Annotated in this window: 18 protein-coding genes; 9 read left to right on the top strand and 9 right to left on the bottom strand. The window is 69.2% G+C overall.

Features of this window, described 5'->3' with window-relative positions:
* Positions 1 to 98: 98 nt before the first annotated feature.
* From QX204_RS18090 to QX204_RS18075, 4 genes are all read right to left on the bottom strand, one after another.
* Positions 99 to 419: a hypothetical protein gene (locus QX204_RS18090; protein WP_101467411.1), complete on the bottom strand. Its 321-nt coding sequence runs from the start codon at positions 417 to 419 to the stop codon at positions 99 to 101.
* A 63-nt stretch (positions 420 to 482) separates the two neighbouring features.
* Positions 483 to 1,631, bottom strand: a complete 1,149-nt coding sequence (locus tag QX204_RS18085; protein ID WP_301900911.1) for an alkaline phosphatase family protein — start codon at positions 1,629 to 1,631, stop codon at positions 483 to 485.
* Complete coding sequence (locus QX204_RS18080) at positions 1,628 to 1,948, bottom strand: nuclear transport factor 2 family protein (RefSeq protein ID WP_301900910.1); 321 nt, start codon at positions 1,946 to 1,948, stop codon at positions 1,628 to 1,630. The genes QX204_RS18085 and QX204_RS18080 overlap by 4 nt, the downstream gene beginning before the upstream one ends.
* 96 nt (positions 1,949 to 2,044) lie before the next feature.
* Complete coding sequence (locus QX204_RS18075) at positions 2,045 to 2,668, bottom strand: TetR/AcrR family transcriptional regulator (protein ID WP_301900909.1); 624 nt, start codon at positions 2,666 to 2,668, stop codon at positions 2,045 to 2,047.
* Between the two features lie 124 nt (positions 2,669 to 2,792).
* On the opposite strand from QX204_RS18075, the gene QX204_RS18070 reads away from it, so the two are divergent.
* Together QX204_RS18070 and QX204_RS18065 are read left to right on the top strand one after the other, a co-directional pair.
* Complete coding sequence (locus tag QX204_RS18070) at positions 2,793 to 3,860, top strand: SDR family oxidoreductase (RefSeq protein ID WP_301900908.1); 1,068 nt, start codon at positions 2,793 to 2,795, stop codon at positions 3,858 to 3,860.
* A gap of 16 nt (positions 3,861 to 3,876) precedes the next feature.
* On the top strand, positions 3,877 to 4,119 hold the full coding sequence (locus QX204_RS18065; RefSeq protein WP_301900907.1) for a hypothetical protein: 243 nt from the start codon (positions 3,877 to 3,879) through the stop codon (positions 4,117 to 4,119).
* Between the two features lie 2 nt (positions 4,120 to 4,121).
* Here the strand turns inward: QX204_RS18065 and QX204_RS18060 are convergent, their stop codons facing one another.
* From QX204_RS18060 to QX204_RS18040, 5 genes are all read right to left on the bottom strand, one after another.
* On the bottom strand, positions 4,122 to 5,651 hold the full coding sequence (locus QX204_RS18060) for a polyamine aminopropyltransferase (RefSeq protein WP_301900906.1): 1,530 nt from the start codon (positions 5,649 to 5,651) through the stop codon (positions 4,122 to 4,124).
* Positions 5,651 to 6,076 (bottom strand): DUF350 domain-containing protein, encoded by a 426-nt coding sequence (locus tag QX204_RS18055; protein ID WP_301900905.1) that lies wholly within the window; start codon positions 6,074 to 6,076, stop codon positions 5,651 to 5,653. The genes QX204_RS18060 and QX204_RS18055 overlap by 1 nt, the downstream gene beginning before the upstream one ends.
* 69 nt (positions 6,077 to 6,145) lie before the next feature.
* Positions 6,146 to 6,583 (bottom strand): DUF4247 domain-containing protein, encoded by a 438-nt coding sequence (locus QX204_RS18050; RefSeq protein WP_301900904.1) that lies wholly within the window; start codon positions 6,581 to 6,583, stop codon positions 6,146 to 6,148.
* Between the two features lie 141 nt (positions 6,584 to 6,724).
* The gene (locus QX204_RS18045; RefSeq protein ID WP_301900903.1) at positions 6,725 to 7,306 is read right to left on the bottom strand and encodes a class I SAM-dependent methyltransferase; all 582 of its coding nucleotides are present in this window, start codon (positions 7,304 to 7,306) and stop codon (positions 6,725 to 6,727) included.
* A gap of 465 nt (positions 7,307 to 7,771) precedes the next feature.
* Entirely contained in the window at positions 7,772 to 8,926 is a 1,155-nt protein-coding gene (locus QX204_RS18040; protein ID WP_301900902.1) for an LLM class flavin-dependent oxidoreductase, read from the bottom strand.
* 213 nt (positions 8,927 to 9,139) lie between these two features.
* Here QX204_RS18040 and QX204_RS18035 point away from each other — a divergent pair, with 213 nt between their 5' ends.
* The 7 genes from QX204_RS18035 (at position 9,140) to QX204_RS18005 (ending at position 18,919) form a co-directional block, all read left to right on the top strand.
* Complete coding sequence (locus QX204_RS18035; RefSeq protein WP_301900901.1) at positions 9,140 to 10,639, top strand: flavin-containing monooxygenase; 1,500 nt, start codon at positions 9,140 to 9,142, stop codon at positions 10,637 to 10,639.
* 149 nt (positions 10,640 to 10,788) lie between these two features.
* Positions 10,789 to 12,060, top strand: a complete 1,272-nt coding sequence (locus tag QX204_RS18030) for a GlnX family signal transduction membrane protein (RefSeq protein ID WP_301900900.1) — start codon at positions 10,789 to 10,791, stop codon at positions 12,058 to 12,060.
* Positions 12,051 to 13,022, top strand: a complete 972-nt coding sequence (locus tag QX204_RS18025; RefSeq protein WP_301908028.1) for a glutamate ABC transporter substrate-binding protein — start codon at positions 12,051 to 12,053, stop codon at positions 13,020 to 13,022. Before QX204_RS18030 ends, QX204_RS18025 begins: the two co-directional genes overlap by 10 nt.
* Positions 13,019 to 14,191 (top strand): hypothetical protein, encoded by a 1,173-nt coding sequence (locus QX204_RS18020; protein ID WP_301900899.1) that lies wholly within the window; start codon positions 13,019 to 13,021, stop codon positions 14,189 to 14,191. Before QX204_RS18025 ends, QX204_RS18020 begins: the two co-directional genes overlap by 4 nt.
* On the top strand, positions 14,188 to 16,626 hold the full coding sequence (locus QX204_RS18015) for a serine/threonine-protein kinase (protein ID WP_301900898.1): 2,439 nt from the start codon (positions 14,188 to 14,190) through the stop codon (positions 16,624 to 16,626). The genes QX204_RS18020 and QX204_RS18015 overlap by 4 nt, the downstream gene beginning before the upstream one ends.
* Positions 16,623 to 17,633 carry a PP2C family protein-serine/threonine phosphatase gene (locus QX204_RS18010; RefSeq protein ID WP_301900897.1) on the top strand — a complete coding sequence of 337 codons (1,011 nt, stop codon included), beginning with the start codon at positions 16,623 to 16,625 and terminating at the stop codon, positions 17,631 to 17,633. Before QX204_RS18015 ends, QX204_RS18010 begins: the two co-directional genes overlap by 4 nt.
* A complete protein-coding gene (locus QX204_RS18005; RefSeq protein WP_301900896.1) occupies positions 17,630 to 18,919 on the top strand; it encodes a VWA domain-containing protein in 1,290 nt (429 codons plus the stop codon). Before QX204_RS18010 ends, QX204_RS18005 begins: the two co-directional genes overlap by 4 nt.
* The last annotated feature ends 2 nt before the right edge of the window (positions 18,920 to 18,921 follow it).

Here is an 18,921-nt window from a genome sequence, read left to right as displayed (position 1 = left end):
CGCTTACTGTCTATCAGCTGTACCGCCGCCATGGGAACGTTTGTACCGAGGACGGCCAGGTCACCGGTCGCTGACCTGTCGTGTCGGCTTGACGTCGGCTACTTGTTCAGAAAGATCCCGGCGATGTCGGCGTTCTTGATCGGAGTGTCGACATTGCGCTGGGTCGCGCACAACAGGTCGACCTGCACGATCATCGAATCGACCACGGTGCCCGCGGGCTCGTTGTCGTTGCCGGTCTGCTGCTTGATCGCCTTGGTGATGGTGATCCGCTTGGTGTTCGCGTCCTGATTGACGTAGTCGCGGCAGCTGGTGTCGCCACCCTGGTTGAGCACCCGCTCGACCTCGGTGCAGCCGGTGGCCAGTGCCGCCAGCACCGCGACGCCCACCGCGACGGCGCCGGTTCGGGTGTTGGCAGCCATGTGTCCTCCTGGAATGGTTCACAGCGCGCGCCTGCGCGTCGGGGACAGCTTAGGTGGTGGTGCTCAGGCGCGGTGGATCCGCAGGGGAACCCGCAGTTCGGCGGCAGTGAGCGAACCGTGATGGCCGACCATGATCGATTGCAGCGGTTCGGCGCCGGACCGCACCACACCGCCGTCGCCGCAGGCGACCACGACGAGATCGCCGATGCGTGCGGCGGCGTCGCGGGTGAGGATCGGGCCGAACCAGCCCGCGTCGATCGCCTCCTCGCGGGTGCGGACCAGGAACCCGGCGCCCAGCATTTCTCGCCAGGTGTCGGCGACCGCAGCGCTGTCGTCGGTGTAGACGTGGCGGGCGCGCGGTTCACCGCCGAGTGCCAGCACGTTGTCCGACAGGTACGGGTGGGTGTCGAAGTCGATGCGTTCGACGAGTTCGACCATGCCGTGATCGGCGGTGACGACCAGCGCTGAGCGCGCGGGCAGCCGGGCCGCGATCTCGGCGGCGATCCGGTCGACATTGGCGAGCTCGAACCGCCACGCTCGGCTGGCCGGCCCGCGGGCGTGACCGGTGGTGTCGAGCTCCGAATGATAGGTGTAGACAAGGGTTTTCGGTGCGGAGGTGAGGGCGGTCAGAACGCCGTCGACGAGATCGCCCACCGAGAAAGCCGTGCGGAATCCGCCGCCGCGCCACCCGGCCAGGGTCAGGCCGGAGCCGTCCTGATAGCTCGGCGCCACCTGCACGGCGGCGATGCCCGCCTCGGTGGCGCGCTCGAAGACGGTGCGGTGCGGCTGAATTCGGTCGGGTGGGAAGGCGGTGAGCGCCTCCACCTTCGGCCCGGCGCCGATGAGTTGCCAGCGCAACGAATTGAACAGGCGCTCCTCGCCGGGCAGCCGCATGCTGTAGCCGACGATGCCGTGCTCGCCCGACGGCAGTCCGGTGCCGAGGGTGGTCAAGCTCGTTGCCGTGGTGCTGGGGAAACCGGCGTCGAGGGTGACCTCGGGCAGGCTCGTCAGGAACGGCGCGGCAGCCGATTCGGCGGCCAGGGCTTGCGCGCCGAGTCCGTCGACGAGCAGGACGCACACCCGGTCGACCTCGAGCTCGAGGCCGAGCCGGTCGGTGTCGCCGGGCGCGCCGAGGCAGGTCAGTACCGACGGGAGTAGATCGGAGAGTGCGGCTGTGCCGTAACGCGGTGTCAGCAGAAGATCGTCGCTCACGCCTGTCCTGTTTCGAATCGGCTGATCAGCCCGTCGCGCAGGACGAACTGCCAGGTGGTTCGCATCGAACCCCACCGGCTGTTGGTGTAGTCGGCGGTGAGTGCGAGGCCGTCGTCGGAATCGACTGTGTCCACGACGAGATGTCCGTTGCTGCTGAAGATCTCGGCTTCGGTCCACTGCGCGAGATTGCGTTCGACGCCGTCGTCGGACATCGTGGCGTCCTCGGTGAGCACGCCGTAGAACTGGTCGGTGTCCTGCGCGTTGAGCGCGTCGACGAACGCCTCGACCACGGGATCGAGTTTCGCGGTGCCAGACATCGGGCCTCCTGCTCGAATCGGCTACGCAACGACAAACACGGTCGTACTCACTCTAGGGCAGCGCGCACGCCGGTTCGCCCGAATATCGTCGGTGCGTCAGGTGCGTGGCGGGCCCGGCGTGATCAGCGCGGTGAATGTGTGCATGATCGTGTCGACGAGCTCGGGCGCGTGGGTGCCCATTTGTTCGCTGCGCTTTTCGAGATGACCGTCGAGCCACAGCGACGCCAGTCCGTGGGCCAGCCCCCACCAGGCGACGCCGAGGGTTTCGGCGCGGTCGGCGGGGATGGCGCCGACCGCGACGCATTCGGCGACGGTGTCGACCAAGACGTTGAAGGCGGCGTCACCGGCCACGTGGGCGTCGGGGTGCTTTTCCGGTTGGGACAGTTCGGGGCGGAACATCAGCCGGAACTGGGCGGGGTGATCGCGGGAGAACCGCACGTAGGCCGCACCGAGTTCGGTGAGGGCCGCCAGCGGGTCGGGCGTCGTCGCTCTGGCGCTGGTCATGTAGGAGGCCAACTGCTGGAAGCCGTCGACTGACAGCGCCGAGAGCAGCGCGGCGCGGTCGGCGAAATGGTGATAGGGCGCGCCGCTGCTGACCCCGGCCTCCCTGGCGACGCGGCGCAGGCTCACCGCGGCCAAGCCCTCGCTCTCGATCAGGCGCAGAGAGGCGTCCATCAGCGTGGCGCGCAGGTCGCCGTGGTGGTAACTGGTGCGCTTCACCCTCACGAGCGTAGGCGAGACCCGGGTCGGAATTGGCACTGGACAGGAAATCTATGCGGTGTTTAGATTAATTGAGCACCGCTTAGATGTGCGCCTCACCGAATCGACGGAATGGATGATCACCATGACCACTCGGGTACTCGTCACCGGCGCGACAGGTTTCGTCGCCGGCCACTGCATCGCCGAACTCCTCGACCACGGCTACGCCGTCCGCGCCACCGTGCGCGATCTCGCCGCGCACGCCGCTTGTGCCCACCTCACCGAGCTCGCGCGTCGCACCGGTGGTGACCTGGAATTCGTCGCGGCCTCCCTCGGCGACGACGCGGGCTGGGCCGCTGCGGTCGCGGGGTGCGACACCGTGCTCCACGTCGCATCACCGTTCCCCGCCACCCCGCCCGACAACGAGCAGGACCTGATCGAACCCGCCGTACAGGGCACCCTGCGCGTATTGCGCGCCGCGGCGGACGCCGGTGTCCGCCGCGTCGTGCTCACGTCCTCGGTGGCCGCTGTCGCCTACGGCCACGACGTGGACGAGGTGCGCACCGAGGACGACTGGTCGGTGGTCGACCGCATCCCCGCCTACCAGAAGAGCAAGACCCTCGCCGAGCGAGCGGCCTGGGACTTCGTCGAATCACTGCCCGCCGCAACCGGTCTCGAACTGGTGGTGGTCAACCCCGGCATGATCCTCGGCCCGCTGCTCGAAGCCAGGACCAGCACCTCCCACGAACCGATTCGCCGCCTGCTGGCGCGCGACGTGCCGGGTTCGGTGAAAACCGGCTGGACCCCCGTCGACGTGCGCGATCTCGCTGTCGCGCACCGGCTGGCGATGGAAGTGCCCGAGGCCGCCGGCAATCGGTACATCTGTGCGACCGATCCACTGTGGATGGGGGAGTTGGCCCGCCTGCTGGCCCGTGACTACGCGGCCGAGGGTTTCCGTGTTCCGACTCGGGTTCTGCCGAACTGGGTGATCCGCCTCGTCGCCGTGTTCGACAAAGGCGTCCGCTTGACGGTGCCGGTCCTCGGTCGCACCGAACACGTCAGCGCCGACAAGGCCCGTCGCGAACTCGGCTGGACCATGCGCCCGATCGAGGACACCGTCCGCGACACCGCCGACAGCCTGATCGCCTTCGGCATCGTCACCGCTCCCGGCCGGCCCGCGAAGTCATCGCGTGCCGCAGTCGGAACTCGTTGAGCGGGAAAGGAACACGATGCTGCTCACCGCGCTCCTGTTGACTCTCGTCGGCGTCGTCCGCCGGAAACTGCGCGGTCGTGCGGACGCGGAGTCGATGGCAGGTCCGGCCTTCGGCAGCCGTCTCGAGCGGGTCGGCGACGCGCTACGGCGCGGCGCGACCCGGTTGGTTCGCGAACCGGCCCCGGCGCTGTCGGTAGCCGTCGCGGTCCTCGGCCTCGCCGTTGTCGGCACGCATCTGGCCTGTTCGGGTCAGGTCTGAAGTCAACGCCATTCTTGGCGTTGCAGATCCAGGATCACCGGATGCATCAGCGTCGAGACCTCGGGGTCGACCGCCCGGCGGTCCGGCGGGAACACGGTGGCCGCCGTGAGGGTGGCCTCGTCCAGGGAGCGCAGCGGTCCGGGACCGCGCAGGGTCGGCGTGGGGGGCGCGGTGGCCGAGACCAGCACGAAGCCCCAGTCGCCGAAGCTCGGGACATCCACGTGGTACGGGGTGGTGTACAGACCCGCCGCGCGCACAGTGGCGTCGATGGTCCAGAAGGAGCGCGGGGCGAAGAACGGCGAACCCGATTGCACGACCATGCGGGCGCCGGGCGCCAGCACATGGGCGGTCATCGCGTAGAACTCCTTCGAGTACAGCTTGGCGACCGAGGTCTGGTCGGGATCGGGCAGATCGACGATCACCGCGTCGAAAAGGCCTGGTGCCGTGCGTAACCAGGCGAAGGCGTCGGCGTTGATCACCGTGACGCGCGGGTCGTCGAAGGCGCGGCGGTTGAGATCGGTCAGGCGATCGTCGGTGCGGGCCAGTTCGATCATCGCCGGATCGAGCTCGACCAGTGTCACCTGCGCGATGTCGGGATAGCGCAGGATCTCGCGCAGCGCGAGGCCGTCGCCGCCGCCGAGCACCAGCACCGCGCGGCGCGGGCCGGACAGCACCGGGTGCACCAGCGCCTCGTGGTAGCGGTACTCGTCGATCGAGGAGAACTGGAGTCCACCGTTGAGATAGAGCCGGGTGTCGGTGGTGGCGAACGGGGAGAACGATTCGGTGAGCACGATCTGCTGATACGGAGTGCGCGTCTGCCACACGATCGGGTGGGCGAACAGAGCCTGCTGCGCGGTCGCCTCGAAACGGTCGGCGTAGAGGTAGCTGCCGGTCAGGCCACAGGCGACCGCGACGGTGGCGGCGATCAGCGTGTGGCGGGCCCCGCGGGTCATCTTGTCCCGGAAGAAGAAGAATGCCAACGCGAGTCCGGCGACGGCGTTCACGACCCCGACCACCAGGCTGCCGCGGATCTGGCCGAACACCGGCAGCAGCAGGAACGGAAAAGCCAATCCGCCCAGGAGCGCACCCACGTAGTCGGCGGCGAACAGGTCGGCGACCGCGCTGCTGGCCTCCTGCTTGCGGATGTCCTGCAGCAACTCCATCAGCAACGGGATCTCCGCACCGACGAGCATGCCGATCACCGCCGCCGCCAGTACCAGCGTGCCCGTGTAGATGTTCAGCCACGCGTAACTGGCGTACAGGGCAGCTACCGACAGCCCACCGACCACGGCCAGCGCCAACTCCACCGCCACGAAAGCCGCAGCGGCACGCGACCGCAACGGTTTCGCCACCAGCGCGCCGACCCCCATCGAACACACCATCACGCTCAAGGTGATCGATGCCTGGGCGGCGGTGTCGCCGATCAGATAGCTGCCGAGGGTGACCAGCGACAGCTCGTACACCAAACCGCATGCCGCGCACACGAACACGGTCGCCAGCAGCGCCGCCCTGGCCAGGCGGTGCCGTGGCATCAGGTGAGGCTCGCGGCCACCACCAGCGCGACCGCGACATGCGCCGACGCCGTGACCCACACCGCCGGATGAGGTTCCGGGTCGGCGACGACCGCCCGGAAGTCACCGGGAGTGAGCGCGTCGAGCAGCACGAACGCCACCGCCATCGCGGCCAGTCCGATCACCCCGTAGATCGCGCTCGCCAGCAGGGCCTCGGCGATCTTGCCCTCGGAGGTCCAGATGGCCACGGCCACGATGATCCCGACTCCGAACAGATTCGAGGCGAGCAGGATCGCGGCATTGCGGTTGCGTTCGATCCAGATCTGGGCGCGCAGGTCGCCCGGGGTGAGCAGGTCGACGACGCCGAAACCGACGGCCATCAACACGATTCCCACCGCGGTATAGGCGAGCGCGGCGCCCGCGTTCGCCGCCAGGTCGGCGAGCATGAGGGTCCTCCTGTGCTGTACGGACGAGATGAACGCCCGAGTTGTCGGGCGACGATGCGCCCGGATGAACTACTTGCCGCCGTTGTCGCTGCCGCCGCCGCGGTAGTCGCCCGCCGCGGAGCCGCTGGTCCAGCCGTAACCACTGACGTGACCGTGATGGCGGCGAGTGCCGTTGGACAAGCTGTCGACGAGCACGAGGGCGCCACCGGCGTGCGGTGACACCGCGACGAGATCGTTGTCGAAGCGCAGATAGTGGTTGTCACCGGTATTGCGCTTGTCGCGCGGATCGGTGGCTTTCGCGATCGTCGCGGCCACCGCGGCAGGGGCGGCGGCGGCGAGGTAGGCCAGACCGTTGTTCGCCTGGTCGAGTTGTTGCGCCCGCCGGTACTTCTCGGCGACGAATTCGCGCGGATCCTCGTCGTGGGTGGCGACGACAACGACGACCACCGCCGCGATCACCGCGACCACCGTGACCAGGCTCGCGATGATCCACCGGGTGCGATTCATCGACTCGACCCCCCGAACCCGATGCGCCACAAAGCTGTCCGTGATGCGTTGATGACCGGCCCTCCCCATCGAAAAATCCTGCCGGACTGTATCACCCAGCTCGGCGCAGACACCGCATCGATTCGGACAATACGGATTCGCTCAGCGTGGCCGCCGCCACCGCAGGGTGTAGCGCCACATCAGGCGACGGCGGATCTCGGCGCCGGGAAGGTGTTCGGCGGCAGCGGACCGGATTTCGGCGAGGGTTTCCCGCGGAGCGGCCAGGGTGACATCGGGGCCACCGTGCGAACGGTGCCGCCAACGATCGAGTCCCCAGATGGCGGGCAGGAGGGGCAGATAGTGGAAGTCGCTGACCGGGTGCATCTTCCACAGACCCACCACCGCGAGGGTGCCGCCCGGCGCGACCAGGTGGCGCAGCGCGGTGATGCCGTCGCGCACGGGGACATGGTGCAGCGTGGCGACGGCGGTGACCACGTCGAAGGTCTGGTCGAGGTCGCGGAAGTCGGCGTGTTCGAGGTGGACGTTGGGGGCGGCGGGTGCGTTGGCGATCACCTGGTCGTCGATGTCGACTCCGAGCACCGCATCGCAGCGGGTCGCGAGTTTGCGGGCGAGTAACCCGTCACCGCAGCCGATATCCAATGCCGTGCGGGCGTTGTCGGGCACCTGCTCGAGTACCCAGGGGTGGTAGTGCGTGTTGTGGTTCCAGTAGGGGTCGGTCGGCATGACCGGTCAACGCGTCGAGTCTCGGATGGGTTCCGGAACGGGGCTGCGTAACAAGCTGTTTCGACGAACTACTGATCGACTCAAGTCGATGAGAGTCGGATTCGGGTCGAAGCCGACGGCGGGTGTCACGGTGCCGAGCCGATGGCCGGCCGCGTCGAACCCGGTCGATCGATGCCCGCACCTGCCCCGAACTGCACTGATTCACGTGGAACCCCGGCTGCACTCGATGCCGAAAACGGTTGGGGGAGTGTGGTGCGGCCAAGCATGATGTGCGTCACGGCATTTCGGACCTACCAGTTGGTAGCCGGGATATCAGCAGGTCACGCCCGCGTCGAGAGGCGTCGAAAGGTGTTGAGCCATCTCCTCGCTCAGCCGATGGCAGAAAACGCAACGGTGCAGCGACTGCCATTCGGCACGGAAACTCACCGCGCGGCGCGACCTGCATCCAGGCCGCGCCGCGAGGCATCAGCTACTGGCGGCCGCGGTGAACGGCGCGATCGTGGGCACCGACACCGGCCGCGACGGATGCGTCCAGACACCCTTGCGCTCCAGGATCGGCAGCACGCCCTCGCCGAACCAGTACGCCTCCTCCAGGTGCGGATACCCGGACAGGATGAACTGGTCGATCCCGATCGCGGCGTATTCGAGCAGGCGATCGGCCACCTCGGCGTGCGAGCCGACCAGCGCGGTACCCGCACCGCCGCGCACCAGGCCGACGCCCGCCCAGAGATTCGGGGCGATCTCGAGGCCGTCGGTGCGACCGTTGTGCAGCTGCGCCATGCGTCGCTGCCCCTCGGAATCGCTCTTGGCCAGGTTCGCCTGCACCCGTTCGATCTCACCGGGGGAGATGCCGTCGAGCAGGCGGTCGGCCTCGGCCCACGCCTCGGCGGCGGTATCGCGGCTGATCACGTGGATGCGCAGGCCGAAGTCGACCGTGCGGCCTTCGATCGCGGCCAGCCCACGGATCCAGTCGAGCTTCTTGGCGACGGCGTCGACCGGTTCGCCCCAGGTGAGGTAGGTGTCGGAGTAGCGGGCGGCGATCGGTCCGGCCGGACCCGACGAGCCGCCGAAGAACACCGGCGGAATCGGATCGGGACGAGTGCTCAGGATCGCGTCCTTCACCTGCAGGTGCTCGCCGGTGAAGCTGAACGGCTCGGTACGCGACCACAGCTCTCGCACGATGTGCAGGAACTCGCCGGTGCGCGCGTAGCGCTGGGTCTTGTCCAGGAAGTCGCCGTAGGCCTCCTGCTCGCGCTGCTCACCGCCGGTGACGACATTGAGCAGCAGGCGCCCGGCCGAATGACGCTGGAACGTCGCCGCCATCTGCGCGGCCAGGGTGGGGCTGGTCAGTCCGGGGCGCAGCGCCACCAGGAACTTCAGCGTCTCGCTGGTCTGTACCAGCATGGCGGTGGTCAGCCACGCGTCCTCGCACCAGGCGCCGGTGGGCGTGAGCACGCCCTCGAAGCCGTTGTCCTCGGCGGCGGCGGTGAGCTGATTGAGATAGCGCAGCGACGCGGGACGATCACCGGACATGAAGCTGCCGTGTCCGCCCGCCATCAGGCCGCGCGAGTCGCCGTAGGTGGGTAGGAACCAGTGGAACGACAGTCCGCGTTCGGTCATGTCCGCCTTTTTCGTTGCAGTGATAGTGAGGGGCCCATCGATGCTGACCGGTGCGCGAGCCCCCGTCACGGATTCCGATCACCGTGCGCGCAACCCACGACACGCCGCGGCGCCACCATGCCGAACTAGACGTAACTATGCGAAACACGTAACCTCGACGCAGGCTCGGGCGACGGTGCACGGGTCGGCGACCCTACGAAACGAGTTTCCTCAATGACGCGGCATGTCGACGTACTGATCATCGGCGCTGGCCTGTCCGGAATCGGCACGGCCTGTCACCTCACTCGCGAGCAGACCGGACGCAGCTACGCGATCCTCGAGCGCCGCGAGAACATCGGCGGCACCTGGGACCTGTTCAAGTACCCCGGCATCCGCTCGGACTCGGACATGCTCACCTTCGGTTTCGGGTTCCGCCCCTGGATCGGCACCAAGGTGCTCGCCGACGGCGCCAGCATCCGTGACTACGTCGAGGACACCGCCAAGGAATACGGCGTCACCGACCACATCAGCTTCGGCCGCAAGGTCGTCACCGCCGACTTCGACCGCGGCACCGCCCTGTGGACCGTGCAGGCCGTGATCGAGGCGACCGGCGAGACCGAGACCTGGACCGCCAACTTCGTCGTCGGCGCCAGCGGCTACTACGACTACGACAAGGGCTACCAGCCCGACTTCCCCGGTCAGGACGACTTCAAGGGTCAGATCGTGCACCCGCAGCACTGGCCCGAGGACCTGGACTACGCGGGCAAGAAGGTCGTCGTCATCGGTTCCGGCGCCACCGCGATCACGCTGATCCCGTCGATGGCCGACACCGCCGCCCATGTCACCATGCTGCAGCGTTCGCCCACCTGGATTCAGGCCCTGCCGTCCGACGACCCGGTCGCCATCGGTTTCAAGAAGTCGCGTGTGCCCGACGCCGTCGCCTACAAGATCGGCCGCGCCCGCAACATCGCCCTGCAGCGCGCCAGCTTCCAGCTCTCGCGCACCAACCCCGAGCTGGCCAAGAAGCTGATGCTGGCCCAGGTGCGCCTGCAGCTCGGCAAGAAGGTGGACCTGCGCCACTTCACCCCCAGCTACAACCCGTGGGATCAGCGCCTGTGCGTGGTCCCCAACGGCGACCTGTTCAAGGTGCTCAAGAGCGGCAAGGCCGACATCGTCACCGACCGGATCGCGAAGTTCACCGAGAAGGGCATCCTGACCGAGTCGGGCCAAGAGCTCGAGGCCGACATCATCGTCACCGCCACCGGCCTGAACGTGCAGATGCTCGGCGGCATCACCCTGACCATCGACGGCACCCCGGTCAAGTTCAACGAGACGGTCGCCTACAAGAGCGTCCTGTACTCCGACATCCCGAACTTCCTGATGATCATCGGCTACACCAACGCCTCCTGGACGCTGAAGGCCGACCTCGCCGCCGCCTACCTGTGCCGCGTGCTCAACATCATGCGCGACCGCGGCTACACCACCTTCGAGGTGCACGCCAACCCCGAGGACATCGCCGACGAGTCGCTCATGGGCGGCGCCCTCACCTCGGGCTACATCCAGCGTGGCAACGACGCCATGCCCCGCCAGGGTGCCCGTGGCGCCTGGAAACTGATCAACAACTACTACCGGGACCGCACGCTGATGCACAAGGCGCCGATCGAAGACGGCGTGCTGCAGTTCACCAAGACCGGCACCACCGTCAAGCCCGGTGAGAAGGTCGCCGGAGCGTAGACACCGAACCCGAAAAGGCCCGCCACAACGACCCGTGGCGGGCCTTTCGCTGTCCGCGATCGGCCGGTTTCCTTCACCCGGGCGAACTTTCAGCCGCTCCCGTACTATCGCGATCGAAGACACCGCCCGGGGAGATGAAGGAGGACGGTGTGGGATCTCGCCTACCGGCGACCATCCGTGACGCGGGGACGTGGCTGCGGCGATTCGCCGCGACGACACCAGGTGTGATCGGGGTGGTCCTCGTCGTGACCACGGTGGCCTGTCTGGTTGCCGGATCGACTGTGGGCCAACAGCTCGACGCGAAGATCGTGCGTACCGAACAGGTGCTGGATCGGACCGAGCCACTGGCCTTCGCCGCGCAGAGTCTGTATGTGTCGCTCTCGGCCGCCGACGCGGGCGCGGCGACGGCCTTCCTGTCCGGTGGCATCGAATCACCGCAGGTCCGAGACACTTACGAGCAGGCACTCGCCGATGCCGCCGCCGCACTGGCGGAAGCGACGGCCGGCGCCGCCGACGCGCAGACCAGGGCGATCGTGGCCCGCATCGCCGCCGACCTGCCGACCTACACCGGCTTGGTCGAGACCGCGCGCGCCAATAATCGTCAGGGCTTTCCGGTGGGGTCGGCCTATCTGCGCCAAGCCTCGGATCTGATGCAGACCTCGCTGCTGCCCAATGCCGAGCAACTCAGCAAAGCCCGCTTCGCCGCCGTGCGTGAGGACCAACAGCGCATCGGCACGCTGCCGTGGACGGGCATCGTGCTCCTGGTGCTCGTCCTCGCGGTGTGCGCGGTCGGATCGATCGTGTTGCTGCGCCGGACCAACCGTCTGGTGAACACCGGTATGGCCATGGCGGGACTGGCCGCCCTGGTGGCGTTGCTGTGGACCGCCGGCGCCACCCTGACAGCCGCGCAGTTGCTCGACAACGGCGATTCCGGCGCCGGTGCGCGCGTGGAGAACCTGGCGGGCGCCCGCATCCTGGCCCAACAGGCCCGCACCGACGAAACCCTGGCCCTGATCACCCGCGGCGACATCACCGTCACGGAGAAGGCCTTCCAAACCCACAGCGGCGATCTGCGTGGACGCCTCACCGCGGCCGGTGGCGGCGACTCCGATGCCGAACGCGCGCTGACGAATTGGAGCGCGGGACACAACGCCCAGCGCACCGCCTACGAGAAGGCCGACTATCCGGGTGCGGTCACCCAGGCGATCGGCACCGGCCCCGACAGCTCGGCCACCAGCTTCGCCCGACTCGACCAGGAACTGCGCGACGATCTCGCCCAGGCGCGTGACGACCTGCGCGACGGCGTCGCCGGCGCGGCGACGTCGTTGACCCTGAGCCCCTTCGGCACCCTGTTCCTGCTCCTGGCCGGGGCAGGCGCGGTGATCTCCGGACTCTGGCCACGACTGAAGGAATTCCTGTGAGGCGCCCCCTGCTGGTCGTGCTCGCCGCGGCCCTCGCGCTGGTCGCGGGCTGCGCCGACGCACCCGAACCGTCGACCATCGCCGCCACCGCCGTCGCCCCACCGCTGCCCGGCGCCGAAGCGATCACCTCGGCCCCGGCCGCCGAAGGCGCCGGAACCTGCGATACCGAAGCGACGCTGGCGCCGAGGACGCAGCCGAGACCGGGTGCGATGCCGGTGGGATCGGCGATGGCCGCGATCGTGGCCAACGGCAGGCTGCGCGTGGGTGTCGATCAGAACACCTACATGTTCGGCTTCCGCAATCCGTCGACCGGCAGGCTCGAAGGTTTCGACATCGACCTCGCCAGGGAGATCGCGCGCGACCTGTTCGGTGACCCGGACAAGATCGAACTGCGTTCCGTCACCGCGGCCGACCGGATCCCGCTGCTGCAGGAGAAGAAGGTCGACATGATCGTGCGCACCTTCTCGGCGACCTGTGAACGCCGCCGCGAGGTCGACTTCTCCAGCGTGTATTACCGTGCGGCGCAACGCATCGCGGCCCCGCGCGGCGCGGGCATCACCAACGGCGCCGGGCTCGCCGGCAAGCGGGTGTGCGTAGCGAAGGGCACGACCGCGGCCGCACCGCTGTTCACCCTGCCGACGCCCCCGAACGTGCTCGGCGTGACCAACTGGACCGACTGTCTGGTCGCGCTGCAGCAGGGCACCGTCGACGCGATCAGCGGTGACGAGCCCATCCTGGCGGGTCTGGTCGCCCAGGACCGCAATCTCGAGGTCGTCGGCGACCCGATCGGCGCGGGCGCGTACGCGGTCGGCGTGCCGCGCGGCAGTGACGAACTGGTGCGTTTCGTCAACGGCGTGCTCGACCGCACCCGCAACGACGGCACCTGGCAGCGGATCTACGCCCAGCACCTGTCGACTCTCGGCGCCTCGCAGGGCCCACCGGTGCCCCGGTACGTCGGATGACCTGGCCGGTGCTCGGCATGCTCGAGATCGATCGTGAACTCACCGGGCGCACAGCGGAACTGGCGAAGGTGACCACGACCTTGCTCGAACTGGACCGCCATCCCGGCCTGGCGCTGGTGCGTCGCTATCCGCCGACGGGGGAGACCGCACGCCGTTGGGCGCCGGTGGAGCAGGCGCTGGGCGAACTCTGGGAGGACCTCGGGCGGGTGCGCGCCATCCTCACCGAAGCCGAGGCGGTGCGGGCCGGGCGCGGCAAGATCGACGAGCGCGCCCGGGGGCGGCTCACAGAGCTGCTGCGCGGCCGCCCGCACGAAGTGGCGCGGATCCCGATTCCCCTGGCACAGCGCGGTCTCACCGGCCCCAGCGAGACCATCGTGACAGTCGGTATCGCCGATTGCCTCGACCGGATGCGCGCCGCGTTCGCCTTCGTCGCCCCCTTCGCCGACGAGGTCGCGGCGGTCGACGAGAAGGTGCTCGGCGCGCTCGCCCCCCTGCAACAGCGCGTCGAACAGGCTCGCGGCGCACTGGACGCGGCAGGCGAACCACTGGCCACCCTCCTGCGTCGCGCGGGCACCGACCCACTCGGCTTCGGGCGCGGCGAGATCGACACCGCCCTGGCCTCGCTCACCGCCCTGATCGACACCGAATCCGCCCGCCACAGTGAATATCTCGCGGTGGCCGCCGACCTACCGGACGCGGTCGCCGCCCTGCGCGCGCGGTTGGCCGATCTCGGTGAACTCCAACATCGCGCCGACGACACCGCGACCCAGGCCGAACGCAAGGTCGCGACCGGCGAGCTGCCCGCCGGCGGCGAACCGGCCACCAGGCTGGGCGCCGAACTCGACGCTCTCGGCGATACGCCCGACCGCCCGACGGTCGAACACCTCCTCGCGTTGCGCGTGCGGATCGCCGACGCCGCCGAAAAGGCCACGCGGCGAGACGAGTTGGCGCGTGGACTGCTCGACCGGCGCGCCGAACTGCGCGGCAGGCTCACGGCCTACCGTGCCAAGGCCGCTCGGCTCGGCGTGAGCGAGGACCGTGATGTGCTCGCGGCCGACCGGATCGCGGCCGGTCTACTCACCCGGACACCGTGCGATCTGGCCGCGGTCACCCGGGCGGTCGCGGACTATCGTTCGATCATCGGGGAGAAAGCGGGGCGGACAGCATGACGTGTAGTGAACCGGGGTGCGGCGGCACGATCGAGGACGGCTACTGCGCACTGTGCGGTACCGCGCCCGTCGCGAGCCCACCACCGGTGCGGCAGCCCGGCCCCGTGGCCAACGGCCGGTCGGGGCGCACCACGGCGCAACCACGCAGCGGGAACCGTCAGGCGCCACCACCGCCCGTGCCGGTCCCCGGTGCCTGTGGCGAAACCGATTGTGACGGAACGATCGTCGACGGTTACTGCGACACCTGCGGTACCGCTCCGGCCGCGGTGACAGGCCCGCTGCACAGCCCGTCCGCGTCGACGGTCAGCGCGAGCGGGCGCACCTCGAGTCGCTCGGTGCGAACCCGGTCGGGCTCGGCGCGTTCGGCCGCGCGCGGCAGGCTCGGCGCCGGGCTAGTCGAAGTCCCACCGGTCCCGCGGGTGGACCCGGCCACGGCCGTGCTCGCCGATCCCCAGGTACCCGAATCCGACCGCTTCTGCGGCAAATGCGACAAGCCCGTCGGCCGCGGTCAGGCGGGCGTTCCCGGGCGGACCTCCGGGTTCTGCCCGCACTGTGGCACCCGCTACTCGTTCGTGCCCCGGTTACGGGCAGGCGATCTCGTCGGCGGCCAGTACGAGGTGGCGGGCGCGCTGGCCCACGGCGGGCTCGGCTGGATCTATCTGGCCACCGACCGCGCCGTCAACAAGCGCTGGGTGGTCCTCAAGGGCCTCATCGACACCGGCGACCCCGACGCGCTGGCCGCCGCGCTGGCCGAGCGCCGTTTCCTCGCCGAGGTCGACCACCCCAACATCGTCAAGATCCACAACTTCACCGAACACGCCGACGCCGACGGCGAGCCTGTCGGCTACATCGTCATGGCCTATGTCGGCGGCACGTCGCTCAAGCAGATCCTGCGCGCCTACCGTGCCGAGACCCAGCGCTATCTGCCGCCCGCCCAGGCGATCGCCTATGTGCTGGAGATGTTGCCCGCCCTCGGCTATCTGCACGCTCGTGGCTGGGCCTACTGCGATTTCAAGCCCGACAATGTGATGCAGACCGAGGAACGCCTCGAGCTGATCGACCTCGGTGCGGTCATCGCGATGGACGACCGCACCAGCCCCATCTACGGCACCCTCGGCTACCAGGCGCCCGAGATCGCCGAAACCGGGCCGACGGTGGCCACCGAGATCTACACGGCGGGCCGCACGCTGGCCGTACTGATGATGCGGGTGCCCTCCGTCGACGGCAAGCTCGGCCCGATATCCGGTCCCGACACCGAACCGCTGCTGGCCGAACATGATTCGCTGTACCGCTTCTTGCAGCGGTCCACCGACCCCGACCCGCTCGCGCGCTTCGCCTCGATGAGCGAGATGGCCGACCAGCTCACCGGTGTCCTACGGGAAGTGCTGGCGACCGGCGACGGCATCCCACGTCCGGGCATGTCGAGCCAGTTCGGTCCCGCTCGTGCCGTCTTCGGCATCGACAGCGTCACACCCGAACCCGCCGCCCTCATCACCGGCCTGCCCGCCCCGCTGGTCGACCCCGGCGACAGCGGCGCCGCCCTGCTGGCGACCACCGATGCCGCGACCCCGGCCGAACTCGAGCAGGCGCTCACCGCGGGACTGCGCGCGGTGGTCACCGGAGCGGGCGAGTCGGTCGAGATTCCGCTGCGGCTGGTTCGCGCCGAACTCGAGGCAGGCGACGCGGCGGCGGCACTGGACCGTCTGGCCGACTTGGACGCCGAGCTCGAATTCGACTGGCGCCCCGTCTGGTATCGAGCCCAGGCAGCGTTGCTCACCGGCGACTATGCCGCCGCCGCGGCGGATTTCGAGTCCGTCTACGCCGCGCTGCCCGGCGAGCCCGCCCCGAAACTCGCCTTGGCGGCCGCACTGGAACTCGGCGCCACGGCCGACGGCAGCGAGAACCCGGACACCGCAGCCTTCGCGCTCAGGCGTGCGTCGGCGCTCTACGACGTGGTCTGGCGGACCGACCACACCTTCCTGTCCGCCGCCTTCGGCGCGGCACGACTGCGCCGCACCAGCGGCGACCGCGCGGGTGCGGTGGCGGTCCTCGACCAAGTCGACCGCACCTCCTCGATGTTCACCGAGGCTCGGGTCTCCGCCGTCGAAACCCTTCTGACGCACCGTGATCCGGCCGACCTCGACGAAGAACTGCTCCGGCGCACCGGCGAGCGCGTCGACCGACTGCGCCTCGACTCGCGCAAACGCACCGCGCAGGTGCGCATGTTCGTCCTCGAGGCGGCACTGAACTGGATCCGGTCGGGACAGCGGCCGAGTACACCAGGCAAGCTGTTGGACGTGGAATTCACCGAGCAGGGCGTGCGGACGGGATTGGAACGATGCTTGCGGACACTGGCGCGCGAGGCCGACGACATGTGGACCCGATTCGTCCTGGTGGACCAGGCGAACTCGGTGCGCCCGAGGACCACCCTGTGACGGCCCCGGGTTGTGCCGACTGCGTGGGCTCGGCACAGGCGGGGTATCGCTTCTGCGAAGGCTGCGGTCGCGAACTCGGCGTGCGCAAAGTCGCACTGCCCGTGCATGATCCGGTCGCGGTGCCGCAGTGCTCCACCTGCGGGGAACGCCGCTACGAGGGCGGCTACTGCGTCAAGTGCGGCAGCCCCAAGCCCATGCCCGATCGCTTCGAGGAAGACCTCGGCGCGGTGTATGTCCTCACCGACCGCGGAATCAGCCACTCCCGCAACGAAGACGCGGTCGCGGCGGCGGTGCGCGAGGGCGACGGCATCCGGGTGATCGTGGTCAGCGACGGCGTCTCCACCTCCCAGGATCCGCAAGCCGCCTCGGGCAATGCCGCCCGTACCGGCGTCGACGCCGCCTTGGCGGCCTTGGCCGAGGGCAGGCCCGACTCCGACGCCGCGATGGCGGGTCTGGCGGCGGCGACCGCGGCGGTGCGCGGCATGTCACGCACCCCCGAGTACGCGCCGTCGTGCACCTATGTCTCGGCGATCGTGCGCGAGACGAACGTGGGTACCGACATCACCGTCGCCAATGTCGGTGACAGCAGGGCTTTCTGGCTCGCCGCGGGCGATCCCACCGCCTCGCGCCGACTCAGCGTCGACGACTCCTGGGCCCAGGCCCTCGTCGACGCGGGCGCCCTCGACGAGACCGCCGCCATGAACGACCCGCGCGCACACACCCTGCTGCGCTGGCTCGGCGCCGACGGCGGCGAAGCGCCGTGGTCGGCCAACTGCCTGCAACGCATGCTCGCCACCGAACCGGGCACGCTGCTGCTGTGCAGCGACGGCCTGTGGAACTACCTGCCCGAGGCGGTCGCCCTGGCCGGCTTCACGGTGGAGACCTCGCCGCAGGCCGCCGCCCGCGCGCTCGCCGACTTCGCCCTGAACAGCGGGGGCAGCGACAACATCACGGTCGCACTGGCTCCGGTGCCCGTCGCCCTATCGCACCAACCAGGAGTGTCATGAGTTCCCCTGAGACAGCCGGTATCTCGATCGCCGTCGACCAGAACGAATTCCTCGCCGAAGGCGCGAGCGTGGTGGACGCGGTGCTGACGGTGACCACCGGCCCCGAACTCGCCGTTGTCGCGACGCCGCCGCCGCGCCTGGAGATCCTGATCATCGACTGTTCGGGCTCGATGGGTAACAAGCGTAAATTCGAGAACGCGCGCAACGCCACTCGCACCGCCCTCGACGAGATCCCCGACGGCACCGCGTTCGCCATCATCGAGGGCACCGAATCGGCCCGGCTGATCTACCCGACCGACAACACCCTGTCCGCGCCCGCCGACCGCGCTCACCGCGGCTCGGCCCGCCGGGCCCTGGATCGGCTGCGGCCGGACGGCGGCACCGCGATGGGATCGTGGCTGGCGCTGGCGCGCCAGGTCGCCGCCGCGCACCCCGGCGCGCAGGCACACGCGATTCTGCTCACCGACGGCAAGAACGAACACGAGTCCCCGCAGGAACTCGCGACCGAACTCGACCGGGCCGAAGGTCTTTTCGTCTGCGACTGTCGCGGTGTCGGCGACGACTGGGTCGCCGAGGAAGTGCGCAAGATCGCCCAGAAATTGTCCGGGGACGCCAATATCGTCGCCGACCCGAAGGACCTGGCCGCGGACTTCGCCGCGATGATGCGCTCGTCGGCGGCCCGGGTGATCCCGGAACTGACCCTGAGGGTCTGGACCCCCGCGGGCGCTCGGGTGCGCATGGTCAAACAGGTCTCGCCGGTGCTCGAGGATCTGACCGGACGTCGCACCGATGCCGGTGCGCAGGTGGGGGAGTACCCGCTGTCGTCGTGGGCCGCCGAGGAGCGCGAATACCACGTGCAGATCGAACTGGAACCGGCCGCGCCGGGCCGGGAGAAACTGGCCGCGCGATTGAGCGTGCTGGCCGGCGCCGAGGTCCTCGGCCAGGGTCTGGTGCGTGCCGTCTGGACCACCGATTCGACCCTGTCGACGCGCATCAGCACCCGCGTCGCCCACTACACCGGGCAGGTCGAACTGGCCCAGGCCGTCCAGGAGGGCTTGGCTGCGCGCCGCAACGGCGATGTCACGACCGCCACCGCGAAACTGCGGCGCGCGGTGGAGCTGGCCGCCGCCTCCGGCCACGAATCCACCGCCAGGCTGCTGCGCGGTGTGGTCGAAGTCGAGCACGACGGCACCGTGAAGCTGCGCGGTCAGGTCGCCGCGGCCGACGAACTCGCCCTCGACATCCGCTCGACCAAGACCGCGCGGGTGCGGCCGGAGGGCGGCTGAGA

This window comes from Nocardia sp. PE-7, assembly GCF_030486425.1.
Classification (GTDB): Bacteria; Actinomycetota; Actinomycetes; order Mycobacteriales; family Mycobacteriaceae; genus Nocardia; species Nocardia salmonicida_A.
The sequence above is the reverse complement of the archived record's forward strand: the minus strand, read 5'-3'. Positions and strand labels throughout refer to the sequence as shown.